The following is a 24,623-nucleotide window of genomic DNA, read 5'->3' as shown; positions in this document are numbered from 1 at the left end:
CATGCGCCGCCTCTGGCAGTGGCCGCGGCTGCGTTGGCAGGAAGCATGGGCCGCGATGCGCGCGCATCCGTGGCGGGTGACGCTGATCGCCGCCCCCTGGCTGCTGGGCCTGCTGACCGTGGTGCCGATGCTCTGGTACGAAATGGACCGGGCCGTGCGCCTGCCCGAACGCCAGGCCGCGCAGGATGCGCTGGAGAATGCCGCGCAGTCGATGCTGCGCCGGCTGGGCCGGTTGCGCGACGACACGCGCTTCATCGCCTTCCTGACCCCGCGACTGCTGGAAACCGGGTCGGAGGCGCAGTTGCTGGAAACCTACACCAGCTTCCTGATGGCCGGGCGCGATTACCACAAAGTGCGCTGGATGGACGCGACCGGGCAGGAGCGCCTGCGCGTGGACCAGGAGGGCGGCAGCATCCTGCGCGTGCCGGGCGGCGCGCTGCAGGACAAGCGCGGCCGGCCGTTCTTCGAGAATGCGCTGCTGCTGCAGCCGGGCGAGATCCATCTTTCCCCGCTGGACCTGAATTTCGAGAATGGCCGCATCGAGCAGCCGTTGCGGCCGACGCTGCGCGCCTCCTCGCCGTTCCTGATGGCCGATGGCAGCGTCGGCGTGGCCGTGGTGAACCTGCACGGCAGCGTGCTGCTCAAGCGCCTGCGCGACCGTGCGTCGCAGTCGGGTTTCAGCCTGTACCTGGTCCACCCCGACGGCTATTGGCTGGTGGGCCCCACCCCGGGCGAGGCCTGGGGGTGGCAGCTGGGCCACGCCGAGCACACCGTGGCGACATTCGATCCGGCGCTGTGGGCCGCCATGCAGCGACGGTCCGCCGGCAGCTGGCGCGACTGGAGCTTCACCACCCTGCAGGCGGCCTGGCGCGGTACCGAGGGCGACCTGCTCGCACACGCCGACCCGACGGTGGGGCAGCTGCGCCTGCTGGTGCACCGCTCGCGCCCGCCGACCGCGCGCTGGAAGGCCGTGCTCGGCGGCCTGGCGCTGCTCGGCGGCGCGCTGGTGCTGTGGCTGCTGCTGGCGCAGGCGCGCGGCATGGCGCGCGAACTGGCGTACATGCAGCGGCTGCGCGACAGCAATGCCGCGCTGGAGCAGGCCAACGAACACCTGCAGGCGGCGCAGCAGGAACTGGCGCGTGCCGAGCGCCTGTCGTCACTGGGGCTGATGGTGGCGGGCGTCGCGCACGAAATGAACACCCCGCTGGCCAGTGCGCAGCTGGCACTGGGCACATTGCGTGGCGGCATCGCCCGCCTGCAGGCGCAGGTCATGGCGGGTCTGCGCCGGTCCGAGCTGGAGAGCTTCCTGGACGAGGCCACGGAGGCCTGCACCCTGGCCGACGGCGAGCTGCGGCGCACGTCGGCGCTGGTGCAGCGGTTCAAGCAGGTGGCAGTGGACCGCGCATCGCTGGAGCGGCGTGATTTCGATCTGGCGGAAGTCCTGCTGGATGCCGACCCGCGGCTGCGCCGCGGCAGCCTGGACGAGGGCATCGAGCTGGAGCTGGACCTGGAGCCGGGCATCACCCTGCACAGTTACCCGGGGCCGCTGGAACAGGTGGTCGCCAACCTGCTCAACAATGCGCTGCTGCACGCCTATCCGCAGGCACGGCAGGGCCGCATCCGGCTGTCCGCGCATCGCGACGGGGACGCGCTGGTGCGGATCGAGATCGCCGATGATGGCCGCGGCATCGCGCCGGAGCACCTGTCGCGCATCTTCGAGCCGTTCTTCACCACCGCGCGGAACCGCGGCGGGACCGGGCTGGGGCTGCACATCGTCCACCAGATCGTGACCGAGGTACTGGGCGGGCGGATCGAGGTCAGCAGCCACCGCGCGGGCGATCCGGGCGGCCTGCCGGCGGGGACCTGCTTCACCCTGATCATCCCGCGCGAAGCCCCCGAGCGCCCGCAGGGCGAGCCGCGCTAGCCGGAAACGCGGCGTACCGGCGCAAGCCCGGCCTGCCAGCCGTAGCCCCGGCGTGCGCTTGCGCGCGGTGCGCGCGGGGTCGCCCGCGGACACGAGGGGCGCGCGGGCGCAGCCAAGCGGTGGAGGGCGCCTCGCGGGCGCGGGGAGTGTTCCTGCTGGAAGGTCGCGCCCGTCCGCGCGGCGGCGCGCGCCGGGTCAGTCCATGCCCAGCTTTTTGAGCTTGTAGCGCAGCGCGCGGAAGGTGATGCCCAGCTGCGCCGCGGTACGGGTCCGGTTCCAGCGGTTTTCTTCCAGCGCCTTCTGGATGGCCGCGCGCTCCATCTGTTCGATGTACGAGGGAAGGGCTGCATTGCCGGCATCGAGCTCGACCGCGGCGTCTTCGGCCGCGCAGCCGGCATCGCCGCGCGCGGCGGGCAGGCGCAGGTCGCTGGCGCCGATGCTGTCGCCATCGGCCAGGGCAAGCGCGCGCTCCAGCACGTTCTCCAGCTCGCGTACGTTGCCGGGGAAGGCGTAACCGGCCAGCGCGTCCAGCGCCGACGGCGACAACAGTGGCGTGGGCAGCTGCTGCGAGCGCGCCAGCCGGCTGAGGATGGCCGCCGCCAGCTGCGGCAGGTCGCCGCGGCGCTCGCGCAGCGGCGGCACGCGCAGTTCGATCACGTTGATGCGGTAGTACAGGTCGTGGCGGAAACGGCCGTCCTGCACCAGCGCCGCCAGGTCCTTGTGCGTGGCCGACAGGATGCGCACGTCCACCGGTACTTCGGTGGCCGAGCCGACCGGGCGCACCGATTTCTCCTGGATCGCGCGCAGCAGCTTGACCTGCATCTGCAGCGGCAATTCGGCCACTTCGTCCAGGAACAGGGTGCCCCCGTGCGCGGCCTGGAACAGCCCGGGCTTGTCCGCGTGCGCGCCGGTGAAGCTGCCCTTCTTGTGGCCGAAGAACTCGCTTTCCATCAGTTCGCCGGGGATGGCGCCGCAGTTGACCGGTATGAACGGCCCGGCCGCGCGCGCGCCCTGGTCGTGGATGGTGCGCGCCACCAGTTCCTTGCCGACGCCGGACTCGCCGACGATGTAGACCGGCGCCTGGCTGCGCGCGACCTTGGCGATGGTGGTGCGCAGGTCGGCCATCGCCTGCGACTCGCCGAGCAGGCGCGAGGCGCTTTCCGGTGGCGGCGACGGCGCCGCCCGCTCGCTGTTGTTGAGTTCCAGCGCGTGCTTGACCATGCCGCGCAGCACGCCGATGTCCACCGGCTTGCTGACGAAGTCGAAGGCGCCGGCCTTCAGCGCCTCCACCGCCAGGTCCATGCTGCCGAACGCGGTGATCATCGCCACCGGGGTGCGCGGGTGGTCGCGCGCGATCTCGGTGACCAGCTCGATGCCGTTGCCGTCGGGCAGGCGCATGTCGGTCAGGCACAGGTCGAAGCTGTTGCTGGCGAGCAGTTCGCGGGCTTCGGCCAGGTTGGCGGCGGTGCTGATGCGCAGCCCCATCCTGCCGAGGGTGAGGACTAGGAGTTCGCGGATGTCCCGTTCGTCGTCGACGACCAGCGCGCTATGCGTCACGTTCATGTTGAAAACGATAGCCGAGAGCGGCACTGGACGTCATCTTCCTGTCTCCGCGGCGGCGCTGGATCAGGCGGCAAAAGCGCCGTGCGGGGCGGGCATGACGATGCGGAAGCAGGCGCCGCGGGTCGGGACCGGGATGTACTCCAGCCGCGCCTGGCTGGCCCGGCACAGCTCCTGCGCGATGTACAGGCCCAGTCCGGTGCCGTGCTCGGAGGTGGTGTAGAACGGCCGGAACAGCTGTGCGGCGACCGCCTCGGGGATGCCGGGGCCGCGGTCGATCACGTCGATCACCGCGTGCCGGCCGGCGGACGCGACGCGGATCCGCACCTGTGCCGGCTCGTCGCCGGCGCGCCCGTACTTGAGCGCGTTGTGCACGAGTGCGGTCAGGATCTGGTGCAGGTGGCGCGGGTCCATCAGTGCCGGCACCGAGGACTCGCGGATGATGGATTCGACGTTGTCGGTCTCGGTGGACAGGGTCTGCCGGTACTCCAGCACAAAGCGCCGCACGAAGCTGGCCAGGTCCAGGTTCTCCGGGCTGGCGCGCTCGCGGCGGGCCAGCGCCAGCACGCTCTCGACGATGCCGTTGGTGCGCTGGCACTGCTGGTGGATGATCTGCAGCAGGCGCCGGTCGGCGTCGCCCAGGTCGCTGGATTCCTCCAGCAGCTGCGTGGCGTAGTTGATCGCCGCCAGCGGGTTGCGGATCTCGTGCGCCAGGCTGGCCGAGAAGCGGCCCAGGGTGGACAGGGTGAGCGACTCGGCGCGGCGCGAGACCACGCTGGTGTCGTCCAGGAACAGCAGGGTCTGGTCGCTGTCGGCCAGCAGGCGGGCGAAGCGCGGCTGCACCTCGGCCTGGCCGCCGGCCAGTTGCAGCGGCTGCTCCTCGCCGGTCGAGCCGTTGCGCCAGCGCTGCAGGCGCCGCGCCAGCTCCGGCGCCACCTGGCCCAGCCGCGCCTCGCCGCCGGCCAGGCCATCGCCGGCCTCGCCAAGCAGCGCGGTGGCGGCCTCGTTGGCCAGGGCGATGCGGCCGCCGCCGTCCACCACCAGCACGCCGGTGCGCATGCGGCGGATGATCAGCTCGTTGATCTCGAACAGGTTGGCCACTTCGGCGCCACGCTGCTCGGCCAACTGCTGGTTGCGCCGGGCGCGGTTGCCGATCTGGTAGCTGATCCAGGCCAGGGCCAGGTAGCTGGTGACGAACATCGCCAGCTCGGCCACCGTGCGGGTGCTGTCGCCGCCTTCCAGTTCGCGCCAGCCGAACTCGGCCACGGTGGCGATGCTGGCCACCATGGCCAGCAGCATGCCGCCGGACAGCGGCAGCATCATCGCCGCGGCGGAAATGTTGAACAGCAGGGTCATGGAGATGCCGGCGCTGGCGCCGGGCAGGGCGTGGATGAGCAGGGTGGCGGCGAGGATGTCGCTCACCGCGCCCCAGAACACCAGCGGCCGCAGCCAGCGCTCGTTGCGGCCCCACGCCAGCAGGCCCAACGCGACCGGCAGGTAGCCGATGCTCACCGCGCGTGCCAGCGCCGGGTGGTGCGCCTCGCTCATCAGCGCGCTCAGCGGGCTGAACACCAGCGCCGCGATCAGGCTGGCGATCAGCACCCGGTACAGCGCGAAGAAATACAGCTCGCGCCGCGGTATCGATTCGATGCGGTCGATGAGCGAGGACGGGGAGGTCAAGCGCGGGGCTCCGGCGACGGGCGGCAGCACGGAGTATAGGTGCGGGCCGGGATCGCGGTGACGGCCACCGCGACAATCCAGCGGCAGCCGGCAAGTGACTGAAATCCCGCCCGATTCCGCTCCCCGGGCGGCGCCGGGGATGGCGTTCTTTGCGCCACGGGCCGTGGTCGGCGACAATGGTGGGCCCGCCCGCCCTGCAGGAAGGCCATCCCTTGGCCCTGTGGACTCGTGGCGGTTGTTCCCATTCCCACGGTGACACATGAATTTCCACGAATACCAGGCAAAACAACTGCTTGCCGAGTACGGCATCCCCGTCCCGGCCGGCAAGGTCGCGGCTACCCCGGACGAGGCGGTCGCCGTTGCCCAGTCGCTGGGCCAGGGCCCCTGGATGGTCAAGGCGCAGATCCACGCGGGCGGCCGCGGCAAGGCCGGCGGCGTCAAGTTCTGCAAGACCGTCGAAGACGTGAAGGCGGCCGCGGCCAAGATGCTTGGCACCAAGATGGCGACCTACCAGACCGCCGGCGTCGAGCTGCCGATCAACCTGGTGCTGGTCACCACCGCCGGTGAGATCGTCAAGGAGCTGTACCTGTCGGTGCTGGTCGACCGTGGCACCCGCACCATCAGCTTCATTGCCTCTTCGGAAGGCGGCATGGAGATCGAGCAGGTCGCCGCCGAGACCCCGGACAAGATCCACACCCTGAACGTGGACTTCGTCGAGGGCGTGCAGGGTTACCACGGCCGCGACATCGGCTTCAAGATGGGCCTGACCGCCAAGCAGGCCGGCCAGTTCGCCAACATCATGGTGAACCTGTACCGCATCTTCAACGAGAAGGATCTGGCGCTGGTCGAGATCAACCCGCTGGCGATCCTGGACGACGGCAATCTGTACGCGCTGGACGGCAAGTTCAACAGCGACGACAACGCCAGCTTCCGCCACAAGGAACTGGTCGCCATGCGCGACAAGTCCCAGGAAGACGAAACCGAAGTCACCGCTTCGGAGCTGGACATCAACTACGTCACCATGGACGGCAACATCGGCTGCATGGTGAACGGCGCCGGCCTGGCCATGGCCACCATGGACGTCATCAAGCTCAACGGCGGCGAGCCGGCGAACTTCCTGGACGTGGGCGGCGGCGCCAACAAGCAGCGCGTGATCGAGGCGTTCAAGCTGATCCTGTCCTCGGACAAGGTCGAAGGCATCTTCGTCAACATCTTCGGCGGCATCGTCCGCTGCGACATGATTGCCGAAGGCATCATCGCCGCCGTGAAGGAAGTGGGCGTCAAGGTTCCGGTCGTGGTGCGCCTGGAAGGCACCAACGTGGAAGAAGGCAAGCAGCTGCTGCGCGACAGCGGCATGGCGATCATCCCGGCCGACAACATCAACGACGGCGCCAAGAAGGTCGTTGAAGCGGTCAAGAACGCCGCCGCCTGATCATTCCCTGTTTCGGGGCACCGGGCTGCGTTCCTCCAGCCCCCTTGAGTCAAGGGGGCGGCATTGCCGCGAAGCGGTGATGCGGGGGATGGGGTGGCATGCCTGAGTGATGTTCCGCATGGCGGAACATCACGTGGTTCCGAAGCCGACAAACAGCAAGAGATTCAGAGGACTCAAACGAATGTCCGTTTTGATTAACAAGAACACCAAGGTGATCGTGCAGGGCTTCACCGGCCAGCAGGGCACCTTCCACGCCACCCAGATGATCGAGTACGGCACCCAGGTCGTCGGCGGCGTCACCCCGGGCAAGGGCGGCACCACCCACATCGACCTGCCGGTGTTCAACACCGTGGCCGATGCCGTGGCCAGCACCGGCGCCGATGCGTCGGTCATCTACGTGCCGCCACCGTTCGCCGCCGATGCGATCCTGGAAGCCGCTGCCGCGGGCATCAAGGTCATCGTCTGCATCACCGAGGGCATCCCGGTGCTGGACATGCTGCGGGTCAAGAACGTGCTGACCCGCACTTACCCGGAGACCGTGCTGATCGGGCCGAACTGCCCCGGCGTGATCACCCCGGGCGAGTGCAAGATCGGCATCATGCCGGGCCACATCCACAAGCCGGGCAAGATCGGCATCGTGTCGCGCTCGGGCACCCTGACCTATGAAGCGGTCAAGCAGACCACCGAAGTCGGCCTGGGCCAGTCCACCTGCATCGGCATCGGCGGCGACCCGATCAACGGCCTGAACTTCGTCGACTGCCTGAAGCTGTTCAACGAAGACCCGCAGACCGAAGGCATCATCATGGTCGGCGAGATCGGCGGCGACGCCGAGGAAGCCGGTGCCGAGTACATCAAGGCACACGTGAAGAAGCCGGTCGTCGGTTTCATCGCCGGTGCGTCGGCGCCGGCCGGCAAGCGCATGGGCCACGCGGGCGCGATCGCCTCGGGTGGCAAGGGCACCGCCGAGGGCAAGTTCGCGGCGATGGAAGCCGCTGGCGTGGTCACCGTGCGTTCGCCGGGCGACCTGGGCGCCGCCATCGCCAAGCTGGTCAAGTAAGACCGGCCGCGAGGCGCAACGAAAAGGCCGCCTGCGGGCGGCCTTTTCGCGTTCCGGGTGCTGCGCCGGCGGGATTCAGCGCAGCGACTTGATCGTCAGGTCCAGGGCGTCGCGGCCGCCCTCGCGCTGCAGCAGGCGCACCGGCACCGGCATGCCCGGGGCGATCCAGGCGATCTGTTCCTTGTTGCCGTCCACGCGCGCGACCTTGGTGGCCTCCACGGTCTTGCCGTCGACGGTCATGCTTTCCTTGCCGACCACGCGGTAGGTCAGGGTCTTGACCCGGCCGTCGTCCACCATGCGGTAGTTGAGCGGCTTGCCGGCGGCGACGTCGCGGGCGATGGCCAGGTTGATCAGCAGGCCGTCCATGTCGCCGTTCTGCAGCGCCACCGGCCCGCGCCGTTCCGGCTTCACATCGCCGCTCCAGGTGGCCTGGCTGCTGCCCCAGTCGTAGCGCGCATCGACCGCGCGGCGCTTGAACGGAATCACCGAGGCGTCATGGCTGCTCAGCGGTCGCAGGCGGCCGTTCTGCTCGTCGAACAGCGTGCTCTGGCTCAACTCGGCCAGCTGGTTTTTGACCTGCAGCGTGTAGCGCCACTTGCCGCCGCTCTCCGCGGCCAGGGTCATCACGCCGTTGGCCTGCAGGCCCATGTAGCTGGCCTGGTAGTTCGCGGTGAACGGCTGCATGGCCAGCGCGGGCGAGCTGGCCAGCGCGGCGAGGGCGGCGGCGGCCAGCGGGAGATGGCGCAGAGAAGGCTTCATGCTCAGGCTCCTTGGTATTCGGTCAGGCGCAGGTCGATGGCGTCCTCGCCATCCTCGCGCTGCAGGATGCGTACGGGCGTGGGCACGCCATTGGCGATCCACAGGATGGTTTCATCGTTGCCGCCGTTGGTGCGGTAGACCCGCAGCGCGTCGTAGCTGAGGTCGCCGACCTGCACGGTCTCGGTGCTGGTGGCCGCCTGGTATTCGTACTGGCGGACCCGGCCCACGTCGACATAGCGGTAACGCAGCGGCTGGCCGGGGCGGGCGTCGCGCATCAGCGACAGATTGAGCAGCAGGGCGCTCTGGTCGCCCGGCTGCAGCGGAATCGGGTGCTGGCGCTCCTTCTTGAGGTCGCCGTGCCACTGCGCGGTGCCATCGCGCCAATCGTAGGTGCCGGTGACCTTCTTGCCCAGGAACAGCGCCTTCTTCACCGTGCTCTGGCTGAGCGGCACGTACACCGTGCCCTGGTTGTCGAACACCGTGCTCTGCTCCAGGTTCAGGCCCAGCACCCCGGCGAACCCGCGGCGCCCGCGCACGGCCATGTCCACGCGCCAGCGGGCACCGTCGTCATGGACCACGCGCATGGTCGCGTCGCCGGCTTCCTTGCCCTTGTAGAAGGCCTGGTAGGTGGCGACGAACGGTTCCAGCGCCGGCGGGTCCCACTCGGCCGGCGGCAGCGCCGCGGCCGTCGCGGGGGCGGTTTCCTGGGCCATGACCGGCAGGGTCGTCAGCAGGCTGGCCAGCACTACCGGTTTGAGGAAGGCGAGGGTCATGCTCGGATCTGGGCGGGAGGGATGGTCATCATGCCAGCCGGCGCATCAGCGGCATGTGCGGATCAGCGCCGGAGGGTGCCGTCGGAATCTAGGTGCAGGGGATTAAACAGGGACTGACCATCGAACAGGACCGTGCCATCCTGTTCAGCTACGCGCCCATCGACCAGCAGGCGTACCGTTGCCAGCAGCAGCGGGTGTTCGACCGCCAGCACCCGCGCGGCCAGCGCATCGGCGTCGTCGCCGGCCAGCACCGGCACCCGTGCCTGTGCGATCACCGCGCCGGCATCCAGTTCCGGCACCACGAAATGGACGCTGGCGCCGTGCTCGGCGTCACCGGCCTCGAGCGCCCGGGCGTGGGTGTGCAGGCCCTTGTGCCGCGGCAGCAGCGACGGATGGATGTTGACCAGACGGCCGCCGAAGCGCTGCACGAAGCCGGCGCCGAGGATGCGCATGTAGCCGGCGCAGACGATCCAGTCCGGGGTGCTGGCGGCCACGGCGTCGCCGAGCGCGGCGTCGAAGGCATCGCGGTCGGCGAACTCCCGCGGCGAACGTGCCCAGCGCAGCGCCGGGGCGACCTTGTCCAGTGCCGCGGCGCCGGGCTTGTCGGAGAACGCGCCGACGATGCGTGCGTGCAGCTGCCCGCTACCGATGCCGTCCAGCAGGCACTGCAGGTTGCTGCCGCGGCCGGAGGCGAGCACGGCGATGCGTGCGGGGGCGCTCATCGGGCCACCCGCCGCGCCAGCGGCCAGGCCAGCAGGCTGCCGACGGTTGCCAGCAGCATGTCGGCATGCGCATCCCAGACGTCGCCCTGCTGGCCGTTGTAGGCTTCGGCGGCTTCCGGCGACAGCGCCAGCGCGATGCCCCATTCCAGCCATTCGTACACAAGGCTGGAACACATGACCGCCATCACCGCCAGCACGAACGCCTGGCCACCGCGCAGCGCCGGCCACGCGTGCCGTGCCAGCTGCGCCAGCGCCGGGGTGAAGCAGGCGCCATACAGCAGGTGGATCAGCCGGTCGAAATGGTTGCGCTGCCAGCCGAAGGCCGCGCCGGGCGACCAGCCGGCCAGCGCCTGCAGCCATGCCTCGTACGGCACGTTGGAATACAGCCAGCGCGCGCCGATGCAATGCAGCGCGACGAACCCGCAGATGGCGGCGAAGGCGCCGCCATCCAGCGGCCAGCGCCGGTCCACCCACCACAGCGCCGCCAGCCCGACCACGGTCAGCGAGCTGTGCAGGGCCTGCTCCAGTGGCCACAGTGGCTTGATCCAGGTGAGCAGGAACACGGCGAGCACACCGGCGAACGCGGCCTTCTTGGCAGGGCTCATGCGGCGTCGCCCGGAGGAGGGGTGAAGGGCGGTGGCGTACCGTTCAAGCGAAGGCCGCCTTGACCGAAGGGCGCATCAGCACGATCAGGGTGAACACGCCCAGTACCGTGCCGAAAGGCATCATCATGCAGGAGATGGCGGCGACCACCAGGCACAGCGTGTAACGCCGGCGCTGCCGCAGGCAGCGGCCGGCATGGGCCATGAAACCCGCCAGGGCCAGGCCGCAGGCAATGAAGACGCCGGCGAAGGCGACGAAGAACCAGCCGAACAACCGCGGATCGATGGCCTGCGTACCGGAAGTACCCGTCTCCACCGGCAGCCTGCCGGTGGCCATGGCCAGCCCCATCACCAGGTGCAGCACGGGGATCAGCGAAAACAGCCCGGTGATCGCCGCCACCACGTAATGGAAGATCGACAGCAGGCGCAACTGGCTGGCGTCCTCGTCGGTCAGCCTGGGCGGCGGGGCGGGGGCGGTCACCGGGTCCATGGGGCAGCGTGCGGTCCGGAAACCTCAGCCGATGCGCACGCGCTCGCCGCCCTCGGCCGCGACCACCTGGCCGATCTGCCAGTGCGCCAGCTGCAGCGTGTCGAGCGAGGCGCCGATGGCGGGGGCCTGGTCGGCCGGCACCAGTAGCACGAAGCCGATGCCGCAGTTGAAGGTGCGCCACATCTCGCTGTCGGTGACGTTGCCTTCGCGCTGCAGCCACTGGAACACCGGCGGCAGGGTCCAGCTGCCGGCATCGATGTCCAGGCCCAGGCCATCGGGCACCACGCGGATGATGTTTTCGGTCAGGCCGCCGCCGGTGATATGGGCCATGCCGTGGATCGCGGCGCCGTGTTCCTTCAGCAGCGACAGGATCGGCTTGACGTACAGGCGGGTCGGTGCCATCAGCGCGTCCACCAGCTTGACGCCGTCCTCCAGCACCAGGTCGGCCGGCTGGCCGGCGCGGTCGTAGATCCGGCGCACCAGCGAGTAGCCGTTGGAATGCGGGCCGGAGGAAGCGATGCCGATCAGCACGTCGCCCTGGCGCACGCTGGAGCCGTCCTTCAGCTCGCTCTTCTCCACTGCGGCCACGGTGAAGCCAGCCAGGTCGTACTCGCCCGGGGCGTACATGTCGGGCATCTCGGCGGTTTCGCCACCGATCAGCGCGCAGCCGGCCTCGGTGCAGCCGTTGGCGATGCCGCCCACGACCGCGGCGGCGGTGTCGATGTCGAGCTTGCCGGTGGCGAAGTAATCCAGGAAGAACAGCGGTTCGGCGCCCTGCACCAGCACGTCGTTCACGCACATGGCGACCAGGTCGATGCCGATGGTGTCGTGGCGGCCGAGCTGCTGGGCCAGCTTGAGCTTGGTGCCGACGCCATCGGTACCCGAGACCAGTACCGGCTCGCGGTACTTGCCGGACAGGTCGAACAGCGCGCCGAAACCGCCCAGCCCGCCCATCACCTCGGGGCGGAAGCTGCGCTTGACCAGCGGCTTGATGCGCTCGACCAGTTCGTTGCCCGCGTCGATGTCCACGCCGGCGTCACGGTAGGTCAGGGGAGAGTTGGCGGAAGTCGGGGAACTGGTCACGGGCGGCTGCACTGGCGGGGTGAACGGGCGATTTTAACAGGCCACGTTGGCGCCAAGGCCGCATTCGGGCAACAATTCCCACCGGAACCGTCGAGCAATGGAACCCTCAATGCGTCGCAGCCTGGCCTTTTTCCTGTTTATGGCGCTCTGCCTGTCCGTCCCGGCGGCGCTTGCGCAGTCCGGCCTGCGTACCGAGGGCGACATCGCCAGCGCCCAGAATGCCTACGAGGCGGAGGTGCCGGTCAACAGCCAGGGCGACGCCGACCGCAACGGCGCCCTGGCGCGCGCGCTGGGCGCGGTACTGGGCAAGCTGTCCGGCGACCGCAGCGCCATGACCCGCCCGGGCGTCGCCCAGGCGCTGCGCAGCGCCAGGGACATGGTCGAGAGCTACGACTACCGCCAGGACCAGAGCGTGTCGGCTTCCGGCGCACCCAGCTTCCGGACCATGCTGGTGGCGCGTTTCCGCCAGGACGACGTGGACGGGCTGGTCGCGGCGCTGGGGCTGCCGGTATGGCCGCAGCCGCGGCCCAAGCCGGTGGTGTGGATGGCGATCGACGACGGCAGCGGCCCGCGCCTGGTGGGCGTGCAGCAGGCCAATGCGGCGCGTCCGCTGCTGGACCGCGCGATCGAGCGCGGTTTCCGCCTGGGCCTGCCCGGTGGCGGCGCCGCCGAGCAGGCGCTGGTCGGCGCGATCTGGCGCCAGGACACCGCCGCCATCGCCCGCGCCTCGACGCGCTATGCCCCGCCGATGCAACTGGTCGGCAAGCTGTACCGCGCCAGCGGCGGTGGCTGGATGGCCGACTGGGTGTTCGTCGATGACGGGCGCGAGCTGGCGCGCTGGAGCACCCGCGACGGCGATGCCCGCCGCGCCATGGCCGGTGGCGCCGACGGTGCCGCGGACGCGCTGGTCAAGCGCTACGCCAAGGCGCCGGTGACCGGTGCCGCCGGCACCTACCGCATCCGCGTCAGCGGGCTGCGCACCGCGGCCGATTACCTGCGCGTGGCCGCCACCCTGCAGTCGGTGCCGGTGGTGCGTTCGGTCGTGCCGGTACAGGCGTCCGGCGACCGCCTGGAGCTGGACCTGGAGCTGATGAGCGGCCTGCAGGGCCTGAACCGCATGCTCGGCGCCGATGCCGCGCTGCAGCCGGTGGCACCGCCTGCCGAAGGCGCGCCGGCGTCCACCACGGCCGAGTACCGCGTCCGATGAACAGTAGCGCCGATACCGAAATCGCGCTGTTCCTGCGCCGCGTGAAGTGGGCGGTGCTGGGGGCCTTCGCCATGTGGGTGCTGTGGCTGCTGGCGCCGATCCTGACCCCGTTCGTGGTGGCGCTGATGCTGGCCTGGCTGGGCGATCCGCTGGTGGACCGGCTGGAGGCGCGCGGCCGGTCGCGCAATACCGCGGTGATCCTGGTGTTCGCGCTGATGATCCTGCTGCTGGCGCTGGCGCTGCTGATCCTGGTGCCGATGATCCAGCGCCAGATCACCACCCTGGTGGCCGCGCTGCCGCAGGCCCAGGAATGGCTGATGGGCACCGCGCTGCCGTGGATCGAACGGCGTACCGGGGTGGAGATCCTCGGCTGGCTGGAACCCGAACGCCTGTTCGAGTGGGTGCGCACCCATTGGCAGCAGGCCGGTGGCGCGGCCAGCACCCTGTTCGGCTACCTGTCGCGCTCGGGCTTCGCGATGGTGGCCTGGGTGGTGAACCTGGCGCTGCTGCCGATCCTGGCGTACTACTTCCTGCGCGACTGGGACCGCCTGGTCGAGCGCGTCGCCTCGGTGATCCCGCGCAACCATATCGAAACCGTGTCGCGGCTGGCGCGCGAATCCAACGACGTGCTCGGTGCCTTCATCCGCGGGCAGATCGCGGTGATGATCGCGCTGGGCGTGGTGTACGCAGTGGGTCTGTCGGTGGTCGGACTCAACCTCGGCCTGCTGATCGGACTGGTCGCCGGGCTGATCAGCTTCATTCCCTACCTGGGCGCCACCACCGGCGTGGTGCTGGCGGTGCTGGCGGCGCTGGTGCAGGCGCAGGGCTTCGACCTGAAGCTGCTGGCGCTGGTCGGCGTGGTGTTCACCGTCGGCCAGTTGCTGGAGAGCTACGTGCTCACCCCACGCATCGTCGGCGACAAGATCGGCCTGCATCCGGTGGCGGTGATCTTCGCGGTGATGGCCGGCGGCCAGCTGTTTGGTTTCCTCGGCATGCTGCTGGCGCTGCCGGCGGCGGCGGTGATCAATGTGCTGCTGCGCTACGCGCATGAGCGTTACCGGCAGAGCGAACTGTATGCCGGGCACGGCCCGACCATCGTGCTGCAGTCCAGCGGCGAGCCCGCCCCGGGCATGGGCATCGTGCCGAAGGACGTGGAACCGAAGTGAGCGTGCCGCAGTTGCCGCTGGCCCTGCGCTATCCGCCGGACCAGCGATTGGAGACCTTCATCGGCGCCCCGGACGGGGCGCTGGCGCAGTTGCGCGCCGCCGCCACCGGCGACAGCCGCGACTGGGTGTACCTGGTCGGCCCCGCGGGCAGCGGCAAGACCCACCTGGCGCTGGCCGTGTGCGCGGCCGCCGAGCAGGCCGGGCGCGGTTCGGCCTATCTGCCGCTGCAGGCCGCCGCCGGGCGCCTGCGCGATGCGCTGGAGGCGCTGGAGGGACGCGACGTGGTCGCGCTGGATGGCCTGGATGCCATCGCCGGCCAGCGCGAGGACGAGGTGGCGCTGTTCGATTTCCACAACCGTGCGCGTGCCGCCGGCGTGACCCTGCTCTACACCGCCAGCGCCGCACCCGATGCGTTGGGGCTGGTGCTGCCGGACCTGCGTTCGCGGCTGTCGCAGTGCGGGCGCATCCTGCTGGACGCGCTCGACGACGCCGGCCGCGGTGCGGTGCTGCGCGAGCGCGCGATCCGTCGCGGGCTGGCACTGGACCAGGCCGCGATCGACTGGCTGCTCACCCGCACCGGGCGCGACCTCGGTGGCCTGGTGGTGTTGCTGGACCGGCTCGACCGCGAGTCGCTCGCGGCCAAGCGGCGGATCACCGTGCCGTTCCTGCGCCAGGTACTGGACGGATCCTGAGCAACACGGCGATCACCTGGCCGGGGGTTTTGCCGGGAACGTTCCAGGCCAGGCAGGTGGGTTGCATGGGTGCGGGGCTTGCCCCCGCACGAAGCCTCGCCGGGAAAGCACGAGGCTTCACCGGGGAAGCGCCGTACGGGGCAAGCCCCGTACCTACGGTAGATTTGTTCCTTCGCGGGTGGAACCCGCTCCGGCGAATCGGCCAGGTCGGGGTTGCCGCTGGCGCCCTGGATGCGGGTGCGGAGGACGTAGCCCCGGTCCGTGGTTGAACGGAGCGTTGGCGCAATGCTCCGTAGGTGCGGGGCTTGCCCCGCACGAAGCCTCGCCGGGAATGCACGAGGCTTCACCGGGGAAGCGCCGTACGGGGCAAGCCCCGTACCTACGACAGATTTGTTCCCTTACGGGTGGAACCCGCTCCGGCGAACCGGCCAGGTCGGGGTGGCCGCTGGCGCCCTGAACGCGGGCGCGGAGGACGTAGCCCTGCCTGTGATTGAACGGCGCGTCGGCAACGCTCTCCGTAGGTGCGGGGCTTGCCCCGCACGATGCCTCGCCGGGAATGCACGAGGCTTCACCGGGAGAGCGCCGTACGGGGCAAGCCCCGTACCTACGACAGATTTGTTCCCTTACGGGTGGCACCCGCTCCGGCGAACCGGCCAGGTCGGGGTTGCCGCTGGCGCCCTGGATGCGGGCGCGGAGGACGTAGCCCCTGCCTGTGATTGAACGGCGCATTGGCGCAATGCTCCGTAGGTGCGGGGCTTGCCCCGCACGATGCCCTCGCCGGGAAAGCACGAGGCTTCACCGGGAGAGCGCCGTACGGCGCAAGCCCCGTACCTACGATGAGAGGGCTTCTTCCAGCGCCTGCAGCCGCTGCGGGGTGCCGACGTCGGTCCACCGGCCGCGGTAGTGCTGGCCGGTCATGCGGCCCTGCGCCATGAAGTGCTTCTGCAGTGGCACCACGCTGAAGCGCGGCGGGGTGCGATCGCTGCCGGGGGCATCGCCGATCACCGCGCGCCAGCCCTGCAGGATCGACGGGCGGTACACGCCGATGCCGGCATACGTCAGGCACGGTGCGTCGCGGTCGTCATGCAGCACGCCGTGCGCGTCCAGGTGGTAGTCACCGCGCGGGTGCTGCGGCGGATTGTCCACCAGCAGCAGGTGCGCCTCGCCGACCGGCTCGCGCGGCAGCAGCGAAAAGTCGAAGTCGGTCCAGATGTCGCCATTGACCACCAGGAACGGCGCCTCGCCCAGCAGCGGCAGCGCGTTGAGCATGCCGCCGCCGGTTTCCAGCGGGGTCGGCCCCTCGTGGGCATAGTGCAGGCGCAGGTTCCAGCGGCTGCCGTCGCCCAGCGCCCGGGGGAACTGCTCGGCCAGCCACGAGGTGTTGATCACCACGTCGCGCACGCCGAGCGCGGCCAGCTTTTCCAGGTGCCATGCGATCAGCGGCTTGCCGCCGGCCGGCAGCAGCGGCTTGGGCGTGTGCTCGGTCAGCGGGCGCATGCGCTCGCCCAGCCCGGCGGCGAAAACCAGCGCCTTCATCGGGTGGCCCGCGCGGCGAGCGCCGGCTTGATCCGCCGCTGCAGCAGCGACTGCAGCGCGGACAGCGGCGGATGGCGCGGCAGGACCTCGTCCAGGTAGGCGATGAAGCGCGGCACGTCTTCCAGGTAATGGCTCTTGCCGTCGCGGTAATGCAGGCGCGAGAAGATGCCGAGGATCTTCAGGTGGCGCTGCACGCCCATCCAGTCGGCGTCGCGCAGGAAAGTGGCGCGGTCGGGCACCGGCAGGCCGGCGCCGAGCGCACGCGCGTGGTAGCGCGCCAGCCAGTCGTCCACGCGCGGCAGCGGCCAGCTGAGGAAGGCATCCTTGAACAGGCTCACCGGGTCGTAGGCGATCGGCCCGCGCACCATGTCCTGGAAATCCAGGACCGCCGGGCCGTCGGCCACCGGCATCAGGTTGCGCGGCATGAAGTCGCGGTGGGTCATCACCTGCGGCTGCCCCAGTGCGTTGTCCATCAGCCGCCGCTGTACCAGTTGCAGGCCCTCGACCTCGCCGCAGTCCAGCTGCAGGCCGAGATGGCGCTGCAGGAACCATTCGTCGAACAGGCCGGCATCGCGCTGCAGCAGCGCCTCGCCGAACTCGCCGAAGCCGTCGGGCACCGGGATCGACTGCAAGCGGACCAGCTGCTCCATGGCGCGGTCGAACCACGCATCGGCATTGCCGTCGTCCAGCAGCCGCGCCAGGGTCGGCGCGCCCAGGTCCTCCAGCAGCAGGAAGCCGGCATCCAGGTCCTGCGCGAGCAGCGCGGGCACGCGCAGCCCATGCGCCAGCAGCAGCTCGCGCATGCGCAGCCAGGGCCGCGGATCCTCCAGCCCGGGTGGTGCGTCCATGACGATATGGCTGCCCGCATCACCGGTGACGCGCCAGTAGCTGCGGAAGCCGGCATCCACCGAGGCGCGCTCGATGCTGGCGGTGGCGTCGGCCAGGCGTTCGCGTGCCCACTCCAGGCGGTGCCGCGCGCGCTGCGGTTCGAGGGAAATGTCCGGGTTCATCGGTGGAGCGTGCTCGCAGGTGCCAATGGCCCCGCCGCCGGGGCGCTGCGCTCCGGGGACGTGCCGTGTTGGAAGGGAAAACCGGGGTGGGCTTCAGCGCTTGCCGCTGACCAGCCGCAGCAACGCCAGCAGGGCGATGGCGCCGATGATGGCGCCGACGAAGCCGGCCGGCTGCCCGGCGGCATACCAGCCCATCTCGCGGCCGAACCAGCCGGCGAACACCGCGCCGGCGATGCCCAGCACGATGGTGAGTAGGCAGCCCATGCGGTTGTTGCTGGGCATGAAGAAGCGCCCGAGCAGGCCGACCACGAAGCCGACCAGGATGATGTACAGCCAGCTGTCGCTGCCAAACAGTCCGCTCATGTGCGCGCCCGCTCCAGGAAAAAACGCAGCCTAGCAAGGCCAGGCTGCGTCGTCATCGCGCCGCTCAGCAGCAGCCGTGGCCGCCGTGGCGGGTACCGCTGTCGGCGGCCACCGGCGAGCCGCTGGTCTCGCCGCGCAGGCTGGCTGCGTGGTGGTCGAACAGCACCTTGGAGACGCAGGCGGTGACCCGCTTGCCCATCGGGATGTGCAGGAACTCGTTCGGGCCGTGCGCGTTGGAGTGCGGGCCGAGCACGCCGGTGATCATGAACTGCGCGCCGGGGAACTTCTCGCCCAGCATGCCCATGAACGGGATCGAGCCGCCTTCGCCCATGTACATGGCCGGCTTGCCGAAGAAGGCCTGGCTGGCGTCGTCGATCGACTTCTCCAGCCACGGCGCCATGGCCGGCGCGTTCCAGCCGGTGGAAGCCTTTTCCAGTTCCAGGCTGACATGGGCGCCGTTCGGCGGGTCGCGCAGCAGCGCTTCCTTCAGCAGCTCGCCGCAGGCCTTGCCATTGGCGGTCGGCGGCAGCCGCAGCGACAGCTTCACCGAGGTTTCCGGGCGCAGCACGTTGCCGGCAGACTCCAGCGGCGGCATGCCGCCGATGCCGGTGACCGACAGCGCCGGCCGCCAGGTGCGGTTGAGCACCAGCTCGGTCAGGTCCTCGTTCATCGGCTTGAGGCCATCGACCAGCGGGAACTTGTCGAAGATGGCGGTATCGACCACTTCGGCCGCGCGCCGGGCCTGTTCCAGGCGCTCGGCCGGGATTTCGGTGTGCAGGCCGTCGAGCAGGATACGGCCGGTGTTCTCGTCCTCGATGCGCGAGAGCAGCTGGCGCAGCAGGCGGAAGCTGGACGGCACCACGCCGGAGGCGTCGCCGGAGTGCACGCCCTCGTTGAGCACCTTGACCGTGAAGTTGCCGCCGGTCAGGCCGCGCAGCGAGGTGGTGCACCACAGCTGGTCGTAGTTGGCGCAGCCCGAGTCCAGGCACACCACCAGCGACGGCTGGCCGATGCGCCCGGCCAGGTGGTCGACGTAGGCGGGCAGGTCGTAGGAGCCGGATTCCTCGCAGGCCTCGATCAGGATCACGCAGCGGGCGTGCGGCAGGCCCTGTTCCTGCAGGGCGAGCACCGCGGCCAGCGAGCCGAACAGGGCATAGCCGTCGTCGGCGCCGCCGCGGCCGTACAGCTTGTCGCCGCGCAGCACCGGCTTCCACGGGCCCAGGTCGGCATCCCAGCCGGTCATTTCCGGCTGCTTGTCCAGGTGGCCGTAAAGCAGCACGGTGTCGTCGCCGGTCTCCGGGCCGGAGGCCGGGATTTCCAGGAAGATCAGCGGGGTGCGGCCTTCCAGGCGGACCACCTCGACCTGCAGGCCCGGGATCTTCTGCGCCCTGGCCCAGCCCTCCATCAGCGCCACGGCCTGGTCCATGTAGCCATTGGCAACCCAGTTCGCGTCGAACATCGGCGACTTGTTGGGGATGCGGATGTAGTCGACCAGCTGCGGGACGATGTCGCTGTCCCACTTGTCACTGAGAAATTGGCCGAGCTTGGCGCTGTCCATTCGGGAACTCCGGTTGCGAAGGTTTCAGATGCGCCCATTCTACGCCGTCCGTCTTGTAGGAATTTTCCTACAAGGAATCGGGCGGTTTGCCGGCTGCGGTGTGAAGGCGCGGCGGATAGGCTGTGTTCATGTGGCGCGGAACACTGGACTGGCCGGCGGGACTGCCGGCATTCCAGTCCAAGCCACAAGGAGTTGCAGCGATGAAGCGTTTCACCGTGATGCTGAAGTCACTGGTTCTGGCGTTGTTGTTGACCGCATCGGCGCATGCCACGGACAAGGTCGACATCAACACCGCCACCGCGGCGGAGCTGGACCAGGTATTGGTGAATGTCGGCGCCGCCAAGGCGCAGGCGATCGTCGAATACCGGCAGGCGAACGGCCCTTTCAAGAGTGTCGAGGAACTGGCACTGGTGAAAGGCATCGGTTTGAAGACGGTCGAACGGAATCGTGACCTGATCGGCGTGGGCGCAGGAAGCGCCTCCGCCGCCAGGCCTGCCAAGCCGGCAGCGGCCAAGCCGGTCGAAAGGCGCTGAGCGGAAAGGAATCGCGGTTATGTGCGCCGTCTGGACGACGGCCACACGGAGAACCCCGCATAGCCAGGAGGCAGGGGAGAGGCAGGAAGCCTACAAGGACGTGAATGTCGCCCGGTGTTGCACAGTGACGTGCAGCCGGGCGATTCCTTTTGCGGCCGTGGCGGGCCACCGAGGCTTGGCATTCGCGGCATTCCCGGTCACCGCCAGCCGCCCGCCCGGACAGGGCGGGCCGGCCATGCAATCAAGGTCGATGCCCCGTCCCGCGCACCGGGCCCGGCTGCGTCCGGCGACCGCACAGTGGCCTCAGCCTCCTCGCAGCGGCCGGAAATGCCGGACCGCCCCGATCCATGCCCGACCAGCGATCGCCCTGTCCCGCTGCGGCAGGCCCGCCGCGCAGCGCGACCGGCGCGGGGCCTGCGCGATGTGGCGCGACCCCACCGGCTTGATGCTGTCCCTTGGGGAACGAGGGGCGGTTGACTGCCCAAACCCGCCGGTCCGCGCCCGCGTGGCGCGGGTGCCCCTGTCTCAGACCACGCCGGTGGCGTAGTACACGCCGATGATCGCGAACACGGCCAGGGTCTTGATGATCGTGATGGCGAAGATGTCCTTGTAGGACTGGCGGTGGGTCAGGCCGGTCACGGCCAGCACGGTGATGACCGCACCGTTGTGCGGCAGGGTGTCCATGCCGCCGGACGCCATCGCCGCCACCCGGTGCAGCACGTCCATGGGGATGCCGGCGGCCTGCGCGTTGGCGATGAAGCTGTCGGCCATGGCCGCCAGGGCGATGCTCATGCCGCCCGACGCCGAGCCGGTGATGCCGGCCATGGCGGTGACGGAAATGGCCTCGTTGACCAGTGGGTTGGGGATCGACCCCAGTGCGTTGGCCACGACCAGGAAGCCGGGCAGGGCGGCGATCACCGCGCCGAAGCCGTACTCGGAGGCGGTGTTCATCGACGCCAGCATGGCGCCGCCGATCGCCGATTTCGTGCCCTCGGCGAAGGCCGCCACCACTGGCTTCCAGGCAAGCACGATGACGCTGAGGATGCCCAGCAGCAGCGCCCCCTGCACCGCCCAGATGGCGGCGACCTTGGACACCTCCTGCACCACCGGCGCGGGGTTGCCGATCACCGCGGGCACGAACGACTGGCTTTCGCCGTAGAAGCCGGGGATCCAGCGGGTGAACAGGAAATTGGCCACGCCCACCAGCAGCAGCGGCAGCACCGCCAGCAGCGGGTGCGCCAGGCGGTCGCCCCTGAAGGGCTCGGGCTCGTTGCGCAGCGCTTCGTCGGTACCGGCGTAGCCCTCGCCGCGGGCGATGGCGACCCGCCGGCGCCATTCCAGGTAGCTCATGCCCAGCACCAAGATCACCACCGTGCCGATCACCCCCAGCCAGGGCGCGGCCCAGCCGGTGGTGCCGAAGAACGAGGCCGGGATGATGTTCTGGATCTGCGGCGTGCCCGGCAGCGCGTCCATGGTGAAGGTGAACGCCCCCAGCGCGATGGTGCCCGGGATCAGCCGCTTGGGAATGTTGCTCTGGCGGAACAGCTCGGCGGCGAACGGGTAGACCGCGAACACCACCACGAACAGCGACACCCCGCCGTAGGTCAGCAGCGCGCAGACCAGCACGATGGACAGCATCGCGCGCTGTGCGCCGACCAGGCGGATGGTGGCGGTGACGATCGACTTGGAGAAGCCGGAGATCTCGATCAGCTTGCCGAACACCGCGCCGAGCAGGAACACCGGGAAATACAGCTTCAGGAAGCCGACCATCTTGTCCATGAACAGGCCGGTGAACATCGGCTGCACCAGCGTCGGGTCGGTCAGCAGCACCGCGCCCAGCGCCGCCACCGGCGCGAACAGGATCACGCTGTAGCCGCGGTAGGCCACGAACATCAGGAAGCACAGCGCCGCCAGTACGATCAGAAACGACATCCACGGCTCCCCGGCCAGACACGATGCCGGCGAGTATCGGGAGCCGGCCCGGCCCGGCCCACTGTACGAACGGACGATACGCCCGCTCCTAACGCCCCGTTAACGTGCGCTACGTGGGCGGCATCCGTGTGCCGCCGTGTCATACCCGGGAGGAGGGAGACCAATGAAGCACAAGTATCTGAGCATGGCCGTGGGCTGTGCACTGCTGGCCCCGGCCGCATTCGTGCAGGCCCAGGAACAGCAGCCGGCGGCCGGCCAGCAGGCCACCCAGCTGGACGAAGTCACCGTGACCGCGCGGCGTCGCACCGAGTCCATCCAGGACGTGCCGGTGGCGGTGTCGGCGTTCGGCGAGGAGCAGATCAAGGACCTGCAGGCCTCCACCGTGGAAGGCCTGCAGGGCGCGGTGCCGAACATGAACATCGCCCAGGGCCGCGGCTCGGCCAACAGCGTCAACGTGTTCATCCGCGGTATCGGCCAGCCGGACGCGCTGCAGACGTTCGACCCGGGCGTGGGCATGTACGTCGACGACGTCTACTACTCGCGCATCAACGGCGCGCTGTTCTCGCTGTTCGACATCCAGCAGCTGGAAGTGCTGCGCGGCCCGCAGGGCACGCTGTATGGCAAGAACTCCACCGGTGGCGCGATCAAGCTGACCACCAAGAATCCGTTCGACAACGAGGGCGGCGCGGTGGAAGTCACCGCGGGTGACTACGGCCGCCTGGAAGGCCGCTTCTACGTTTCGGGCAAGCTCAGCGACACCATCGCCGCCAGCATCGCCGGCGCCAAGATCACCAACGACGGTTACGTCAAGGACGCCGAGACCGGCAAGCGCTACAACGACGACGACACCGAGGCGCTGCGCTTCAAGATGGCCTTCAACCCCAGCGACAGCTTCCGTGCCACGCTGTCGCTGGACACCACCAAGCAGGACGCCGCGCTGACCCTGGGCCGGCCGATGGCCGACCTGCGCCAGACCAGCCTCGCGCCGGCCGGCGTGATCGTGCTGCAGCCCGGCGAGACCGGCGAGTGGAACCGCCGCGCCCTGACCTCGTTCAAGAACGGCGAGGGCCAGTACCTGAAGCACTCCGGTGCATCGCTGGCGATGGACTGGGACATCAACGCGCAGTGGACGCTGAAGAGCATCAGCTCCTACCGCAAGCTCAAGACCAAGTCGTACATCGACATCGACGCCTCCGAGTACGAGCTGGGCGACGTGCTGGTCGCGTTGAACCAGGACCAGAAGAGCCAGGAGTTCCAGCTGCACTACGACAACGGCTCCAACCTGCACGCCACCTTCGGCGCGTACTACATGAAGGAGAACGTCCCGTCCTACCAGGAGGCCTATGCCGACGACCTGTTCTCGTTCCTGGGGGCGAAGGTGCCGTTCCTGCGCACCATCAACGATGACCTGACCACCACCTCCAACGCCGCCTTCGCCCACCTCAACTGGGAGTTCGTGCCGAGCTGGACCGTGGCCGCGGGCGTGCGCTGGACCAAGGACAAGAAGGATTACGCCCGTTCCACCAGCACCTTCTGGGGCGCACCGTTCACCGCCCTGAACGAAACCGTGGCCTTTGCCGCCAACGCCTCGTGGACCGCGGTCACCCCGTCGATCAGCCTGCAGAAGGCGTTCGGCGACAACCTGATGGGCTACGTGTCGGCCAACCGCGGCTTCAAGTCCGGCGGCTTCAACGGCCGCGCCAACACCCGCTACGACACCCAGCACGCCAAGTTCGATCCGGAATACGTGTGGACCTACGAGCTCGGCCTGAAGGGCAGCTCGGCCGATCGCCGCTTCCGCGGCAGCGCGGCGGCGTTCTACAGCAACTACAGCGACTTCCAGGCGCGCGTCTCGCAGGACGTGGGCACCTTCCCGGTGCTCAACGCGGCCAAGCTCAACATCAAGGGCATCGAGCTGGAGGGCAGTGCGCTGCTGGGCGAGGCCACCACGCTGAGCGCGCAGATCGGCTGGATGGACGCCAAGTACGACAAGTTCGAGGACTTCCGCCTGGATCCCTCGTACCCGGGCTTCGATCCGAACGTGAACCATGACCACGTGCCGTTCTCGCCGGACTGGACCGCGCGCGTGGCCCTGCAGCACGTGTTTTCGCTGGGCGACAACGGCAACCTGACCTTCGGTGGCGATGTCTCCTACCGCGGCAAGACCTGGCTGAGCGTGGACAACCGCGCGGTGCTGAGCCAGGACGCCTACACCCTGCTCGGCGTCTACGGCGTGTGGGATTCGCCGCAGATGGCCTGGCAGGTGCGTGCCGGCGTGCGCAACCTGACCGACAAGGAATACAAGACCGAAGGCCAGGAGTTCGCCAGCGTGGGCAACATCCAGACCGCCTACTACGGCTTGCCGCGCAACTGGTACATGTCGCTGCGCTACAACTTCTGAGGCGCGTGCCGCAGTTCCGCAACCCGGCCCTCCCTGCGCCCGCAGGGAGGGCTTTTTCGTGCGCGGGCCCGCAGCCGCGGCGTGGCGGTGGCGGGGCGCGGCCGCATGCCGCGCACGGGGCCGGCGCGCGGCGCGCAGGGGCG

The 24,623-nt window shown here is 69.5% G+C and carries 20 protein-coding genes and 1 pseudogene; 8 read left to right on the top strand and 13 right to left on the bottom strand.

Features of this window, described 5'->3' with window-relative positions; translation table 11 throughout:
• The first annotated feature begins 1 nt into the window (after window position 1).
• Window positions 2–1,924, top strand: coding sequence for an ATP-binding protein (locus ACJ7VY_RS12350; RefSeq protein WP_409475719.1), 1,923 nt, complete (start codon window positions 2–4; stop codon window positions 1,922–1,924).
• Between the two features lie 195 nt (window positions 1,925–2,119).
• Here the strand turns inward: ACJ7VY_RS12350 and ACJ7VY_RS12345 are convergent, their stop codons facing one another.
• Together ACJ7VY_RS12345 and ACJ7VY_RS12340 are read right to left on the bottom strand one after the other, a co-directional pair.
• A complete protein-coding gene (locus ACJ7VY_RS12345) occupies window positions 2,120–3,487 on the bottom strand; it encodes a sigma-54 dependent transcriptional regulator (RefSeq protein ID WP_313253867.1) in 1,368 nt (455 codons plus the stop codon).
• A gap of 63 nt (window positions 3,488–3,550) precedes the next feature.
• On the bottom strand, window positions 3,551–5,164 hold the full coding sequence (locus tag ACJ7VY_RS12340; RefSeq protein ID WP_313253864.1) for a HAMP domain-containing sensor histidine kinase: 1,614 nt from the start codon (window positions 5,162–5,164) through the stop codon (window positions 3,551–3,553).
• A 259-nt stretch (window positions 5,165–5,423) separates the two neighbouring features.
• Here ACJ7VY_RS12340 and sucC point away from each other — a divergent pair, with 259 nt between their 5' ends.
• Both sucC and sucD read left to right on the top strand, forming a co-directional pair.
• Complete coding sequence (gene sucC / locus ACJ7VY_RS12335) at window positions 5,424–6,596, top strand: ADP-forming succinate--CoA ligase subunit beta (RefSeq protein ID WP_054667218.1); 1,173 nt, start codon at window positions 5,424–5,426, stop codon at window positions 6,594–6,596.
• A gap of 181 nt (window positions 6,597–6,777) precedes the next feature.
• Window positions 6,778–7,653 carry a succinate--CoA ligase subunit alpha gene (gene sucD, locus ACJ7VY_RS12330; protein WP_054667217.1) on the top strand — a complete coding sequence of 292 codons (876 nt, stop codon included), beginning with the start codon at window positions 6,778–6,780 and terminating at the stop codon, window positions 7,651–7,653.
• A gap of 75 nt (window positions 7,654–7,728) precedes the next feature.
• Here sucD and ACJ7VY_RS12325 read toward each other — a convergent pair whose 3' ends face one another.
• The 6 genes and pseudogenes from ACJ7VY_RS12325 to purM all read right to left on the bottom strand — a co-directional run bounded on the left by ACJ7VY_RS12325 (window position 7,729) and on the right by purM (window position 12,082).
• A complete protein-coding gene (locus tag ACJ7VY_RS12325; RefSeq protein ID WP_409475718.1) occupies window positions 7,729–8,412 on the bottom strand; it encodes a DUF3108 domain-containing protein in 684 nt (227 codons plus the stop codon).
• A 2-nt stretch (window positions 8,413–8,414) separates the two neighbouring features.
• Window positions 8,415–9,122, bottom strand: a pseudogene (locus ACJ7VY_RS12320) (DUF3108 domain-containing protein); the annotation flags it as partial.
• Window positions 9,123–9,247: 125 nt separating this feature from the next.
• The gene (gene purN / locus ACJ7VY_RS12315; protein WP_409475717.1) at window positions 9,248–9,907 is read right to left on the bottom strand and encodes a phosphoribosylglycinamide formyltransferase; all 660 of its coding nucleotides are present in this window, start codon (window positions 9,905–9,907) and stop codon (window positions 9,248–9,250) included.
• Window positions 9,904–10,512: a DUF2238 domain-containing protein gene (locus ACJ7VY_RS12310; protein ID WP_240212213.1), complete on the bottom strand. Its 609-nt coding sequence runs from the start codon at window positions 10,510–10,512 to the stop codon at window positions 9,904–9,906. The genes purN and ACJ7VY_RS12310 overlap by 4 nt, the downstream gene beginning before the upstream one ends.
• A gap of 43 nt (window positions 10,513–10,555) precedes the next feature.
• Entirely contained in the window at window positions 10,556–10,999 is a 444-nt protein-coding gene (locus tag ACJ7VY_RS12305; protein WP_409475716.1) for a hypothetical protein, read from the bottom strand.
• A 24-nt stretch (window positions 11,000–11,023) separates the two neighbouring features.
• A complete protein-coding gene (purM, locus tag ACJ7VY_RS12300; protein WP_313253852.1) occupies window positions 11,024–12,082 on the bottom strand; it encodes a phosphoribosylformylglycinamidine cyclo-ligase in 1,059 nt (352 codons plus the stop codon).
• A 46-nt stretch (window positions 12,083–12,128) separates the two neighbouring features.
• Here purM and ACJ7VY_RS12295 point away from each other — a divergent pair, with 46 nt between their 5' ends.
• Genes ACJ7VY_RS12295 through hda form a run of 3 tightly spaced genes read left to right on the top strand, consistent with a single transcriptional unit; the run spans window position 12,129 to window position 15,147 of the window.
• Window positions 12,129–13,289 carry a DUF2066 domain-containing protein gene (locus ACJ7VY_RS12295; protein WP_313253850.1) on the top strand — a complete coding sequence of 387 codons (1,161 nt, stop codon included), beginning with the start codon at window positions 12,129–12,131 and terminating at the stop codon, window positions 13,287–13,289.
• Window positions 13,286–14,455, top strand: coding sequence for an AI-2E family transporter (locus tag ACJ7VY_RS12290; RefSeq protein WP_161613411.1), 1,170 nt, complete (start codon window positions 13,286–13,288; stop codon window positions 14,453–14,455). The genes ACJ7VY_RS12295 and ACJ7VY_RS12290 overlap by 4 nt, the downstream gene beginning before the upstream one ends.
• A complete protein-coding gene (hda, locus tag ACJ7VY_RS12285) occupies window positions 14,452–15,147 on the top strand; it encodes a DnaA regulatory inactivator Hda (RefSeq protein ID WP_104939390.1) in 696 nt (231 codons plus the stop codon). The genes ACJ7VY_RS12290 and hda overlap by 4 nt, the downstream gene beginning before the upstream one ends.
• An 831-nt stretch (window positions 15,148–15,978) precedes the next feature.
• On the opposite strand, the gene murU is transcribed toward hda, so the two are convergent.
• The 4 genes from murU to ACJ7VY_RS12265 form a co-directional block, all read right to left on the bottom strand.
• Complete coding sequence (gene murU / locus ACJ7VY_RS12280; protein ID WP_313253848.1) at window positions 15,979–16,683, bottom strand: N-acetylmuramate alpha-1-phosphate uridylyltransferase MurU; 705 nt, start codon at window positions 16,681–16,683, stop codon at window positions 15,979–15,981.
• Entirely contained in the window at window positions 16,680–17,693 is a 1,014-nt protein-coding gene (locus ACJ7VY_RS12275; RefSeq protein WP_312346926.1) for an aminoglycoside phosphotransferase family protein, read from the bottom strand. Before ACJ7VY_RS12275 ends, murU begins: the two co-directional genes overlap by 4 nt.
• Before the next feature lie 93 nt (window positions 17,694–17,786).
• Window positions 17,787–18,056, bottom strand: a complete 270-nt coding sequence (locus ACJ7VY_RS12270) for a GlsB/YeaQ/YmgE family stress response membrane protein (protein WP_409475715.1) — start codon at window positions 18,054–18,056, stop codon at window positions 17,787–17,789.
• A 64-nt stretch (window positions 18,057–18,120) separates the two neighbouring features.
• A complete protein-coding gene (locus tag ACJ7VY_RS12265; RefSeq protein ID WP_104939387.1) occupies window positions 18,121–19,614 on the bottom strand; it encodes a M20 family metallopeptidase in 1,494 nt (497 codons plus the stop codon).
• A gap of 200 nt (window positions 19,615–19,814) precedes the next feature.
• Here ACJ7VY_RS12265 and ACJ7VY_RS12260 point away from each other — a divergent pair, with 200 nt between their 5' ends.
• Window positions 19,815–20,147: a ComEA family DNA-binding protein gene (locus ACJ7VY_RS12260; protein WP_409475714.1), complete on the top strand. Its 333-nt coding sequence runs from the start codon at window positions 19,815–19,817 to the stop codon at window positions 20,145–20,147.
• Window positions 20,148–20,672: 525 nt separating this feature from the next.
• Here the strand turns inward: ACJ7VY_RS12260 and ACJ7VY_RS12255 are convergent.
• Window positions 20,673–22,079 (bottom strand): GntP family permease, encoded by a 1,407-nt coding sequence (locus ACJ7VY_RS12255; protein ID WP_313253842.1) that lies wholly within the window; start codon window positions 22,077–22,079, stop codon window positions 20,673–20,675.
• 163 nt (window positions 22,080–22,242) lie between these two features.
• Between ACJ7VY_RS12255 and ACJ7VY_RS12250 the strand changes: the two genes are divergently transcribed.
• Window positions 22,243–24,480 (top strand): TonB-dependent receptor, encoded by a 2,238-nt coding sequence (locus ACJ7VY_RS12250; protein ID WP_313253839.1) that lies wholly within the window; start codon window positions 22,243–22,245, stop codon window positions 24,478–24,480.
• Window positions 24,481–24,623: the final 143 nt, after the last annotated feature.

Origin of the sequence: Stenotrophomonas sp. Y-13 (assembly GCF_046267925.1) — a bacterium.
Taxonomy (GTDB): Bacteria; Pseudomonadota; Gammaproteobacteria; order Xanthomonadales; family Xanthomonadaceae; genus Stenotrophomonas; species Stenotrophomonas acidaminiphila_A.
Note: the sequence above shows the minus strand (reverse complement) of the source record. Positions and strands in the feature narration are given on the sequence as shown.

Excerpts from the sequence above, each read along its gene's own strand:
- ACJ7VY_RS12350 (WP_409475719.1), top strand. The coding sequence starts at position 2 with ATGCGCCGCCTCTGGCAGTGGCCGCGGCTGCGTTGGCAGGAAGCATGG.
- ACJ7VY_RS12345 (WP_313253867.1), bottom strand. The coding sequence starts at position 3,487 with ATGAACGTGACGCATAGCGCGCTGGTCGTCGACGACGAACGGGACATC.
- sucC (WP_054667218.1), top strand. The coding sequence starts at position 5,424 with ATGAATTTCCACGAATACCAGGCAAAACAACTGCTTGCCGAGTACGGC.
- sucD (WP_054667217.1), top strand. The coding sequence starts at position 6,778 with ATGTCCGTTTTGATTAACAAGAACACCAAGGTGATCGTGCAGGGCTTC.
- ACJ7VY_RS12325 (WP_409475718.1), bottom strand. The coding sequence starts at position 8,412 with ATGAAGCCTTCTCTGCGCCATCTCCCGCTGGCCGCCGCCGCCCTCGCC.
- purN (WP_409475717.1), bottom strand. The coding sequence starts at position 9,907 with ATGAGCGCCCCCGCACGCATCGCCGTGCTCGCCTCCGGCCGCGGCAGC.
- ACJ7VY_RS12310 (WP_240212213.1), bottom strand. The coding sequence starts at position 10,512 with ATGAGCCCTGCCAAGAAGGCCGCGTTCGCCGGTGTGCTCGCCGTGTTC.
- ACJ7VY_RS12305 (WP_409475716.1), bottom strand. The coding sequence starts at position 10,999 with ATGGACCCGGTGACCGCCCCCGCCCCGCCGCCCAGGCTGACCGACGAG.
- ACJ7VY_RS12290 (WP_161613411.1), top strand. The coding sequence starts at position 13,286 with ATGAACAGTAGCGCCGATACCGAAATCGCGCTGTTCCTGCGCCGCGTG.
- murU (WP_313253848.1), bottom strand. The coding sequence starts at position 16,683 with ATGAAGGCGCTGGTTTTCGCCGCCGGGCTGGGCGAGCGCATGCGCCCG.
- ACJ7VY_RS12275 (WP_312346926.1), bottom strand. The coding sequence starts at position 17,693 with ATGAACCCGGACATTTCCCTCGAACCGCAGCGCGCGCGGCACCGCCTG.
- ACJ7VY_RS12270 (WP_409475715.1), bottom strand. The coding sequence starts at position 18,056 with ATGAGCGGACTGTTTGGCAGCGACAGCTGGCTGTACATCATCCTGGTC.
- ACJ7VY_RS12265 (WP_104939387.1), bottom strand. The coding sequence starts at position 19,614 with ATGGACAGCGCCAAGCTCGGCCAATTTCTCAGTGACAAGTGGGACAGC.
- ACJ7VY_RS12260 (WP_409475714.1), top strand. The coding sequence starts at position 19,815 with ATGAAGCGTTTCACCGTGATGCTGAAGTCACTGGTTCTGGCGTTGTTG.
- ACJ7VY_RS12255 (WP_313253842.1), bottom strand. The coding sequence starts at position 22,079 with ATGTCGTTTCTGATCGTACTGGCGGCGCTGTGCTTCCTGATGTTCGTG.
- ACJ7VY_RS12250 (WP_313253839.1), top strand. The coding sequence starts at position 22,243 with ATGAAGCACAAGTATCTGAGCATGGCCGTGGGCTGTGCACTGCTGGCC.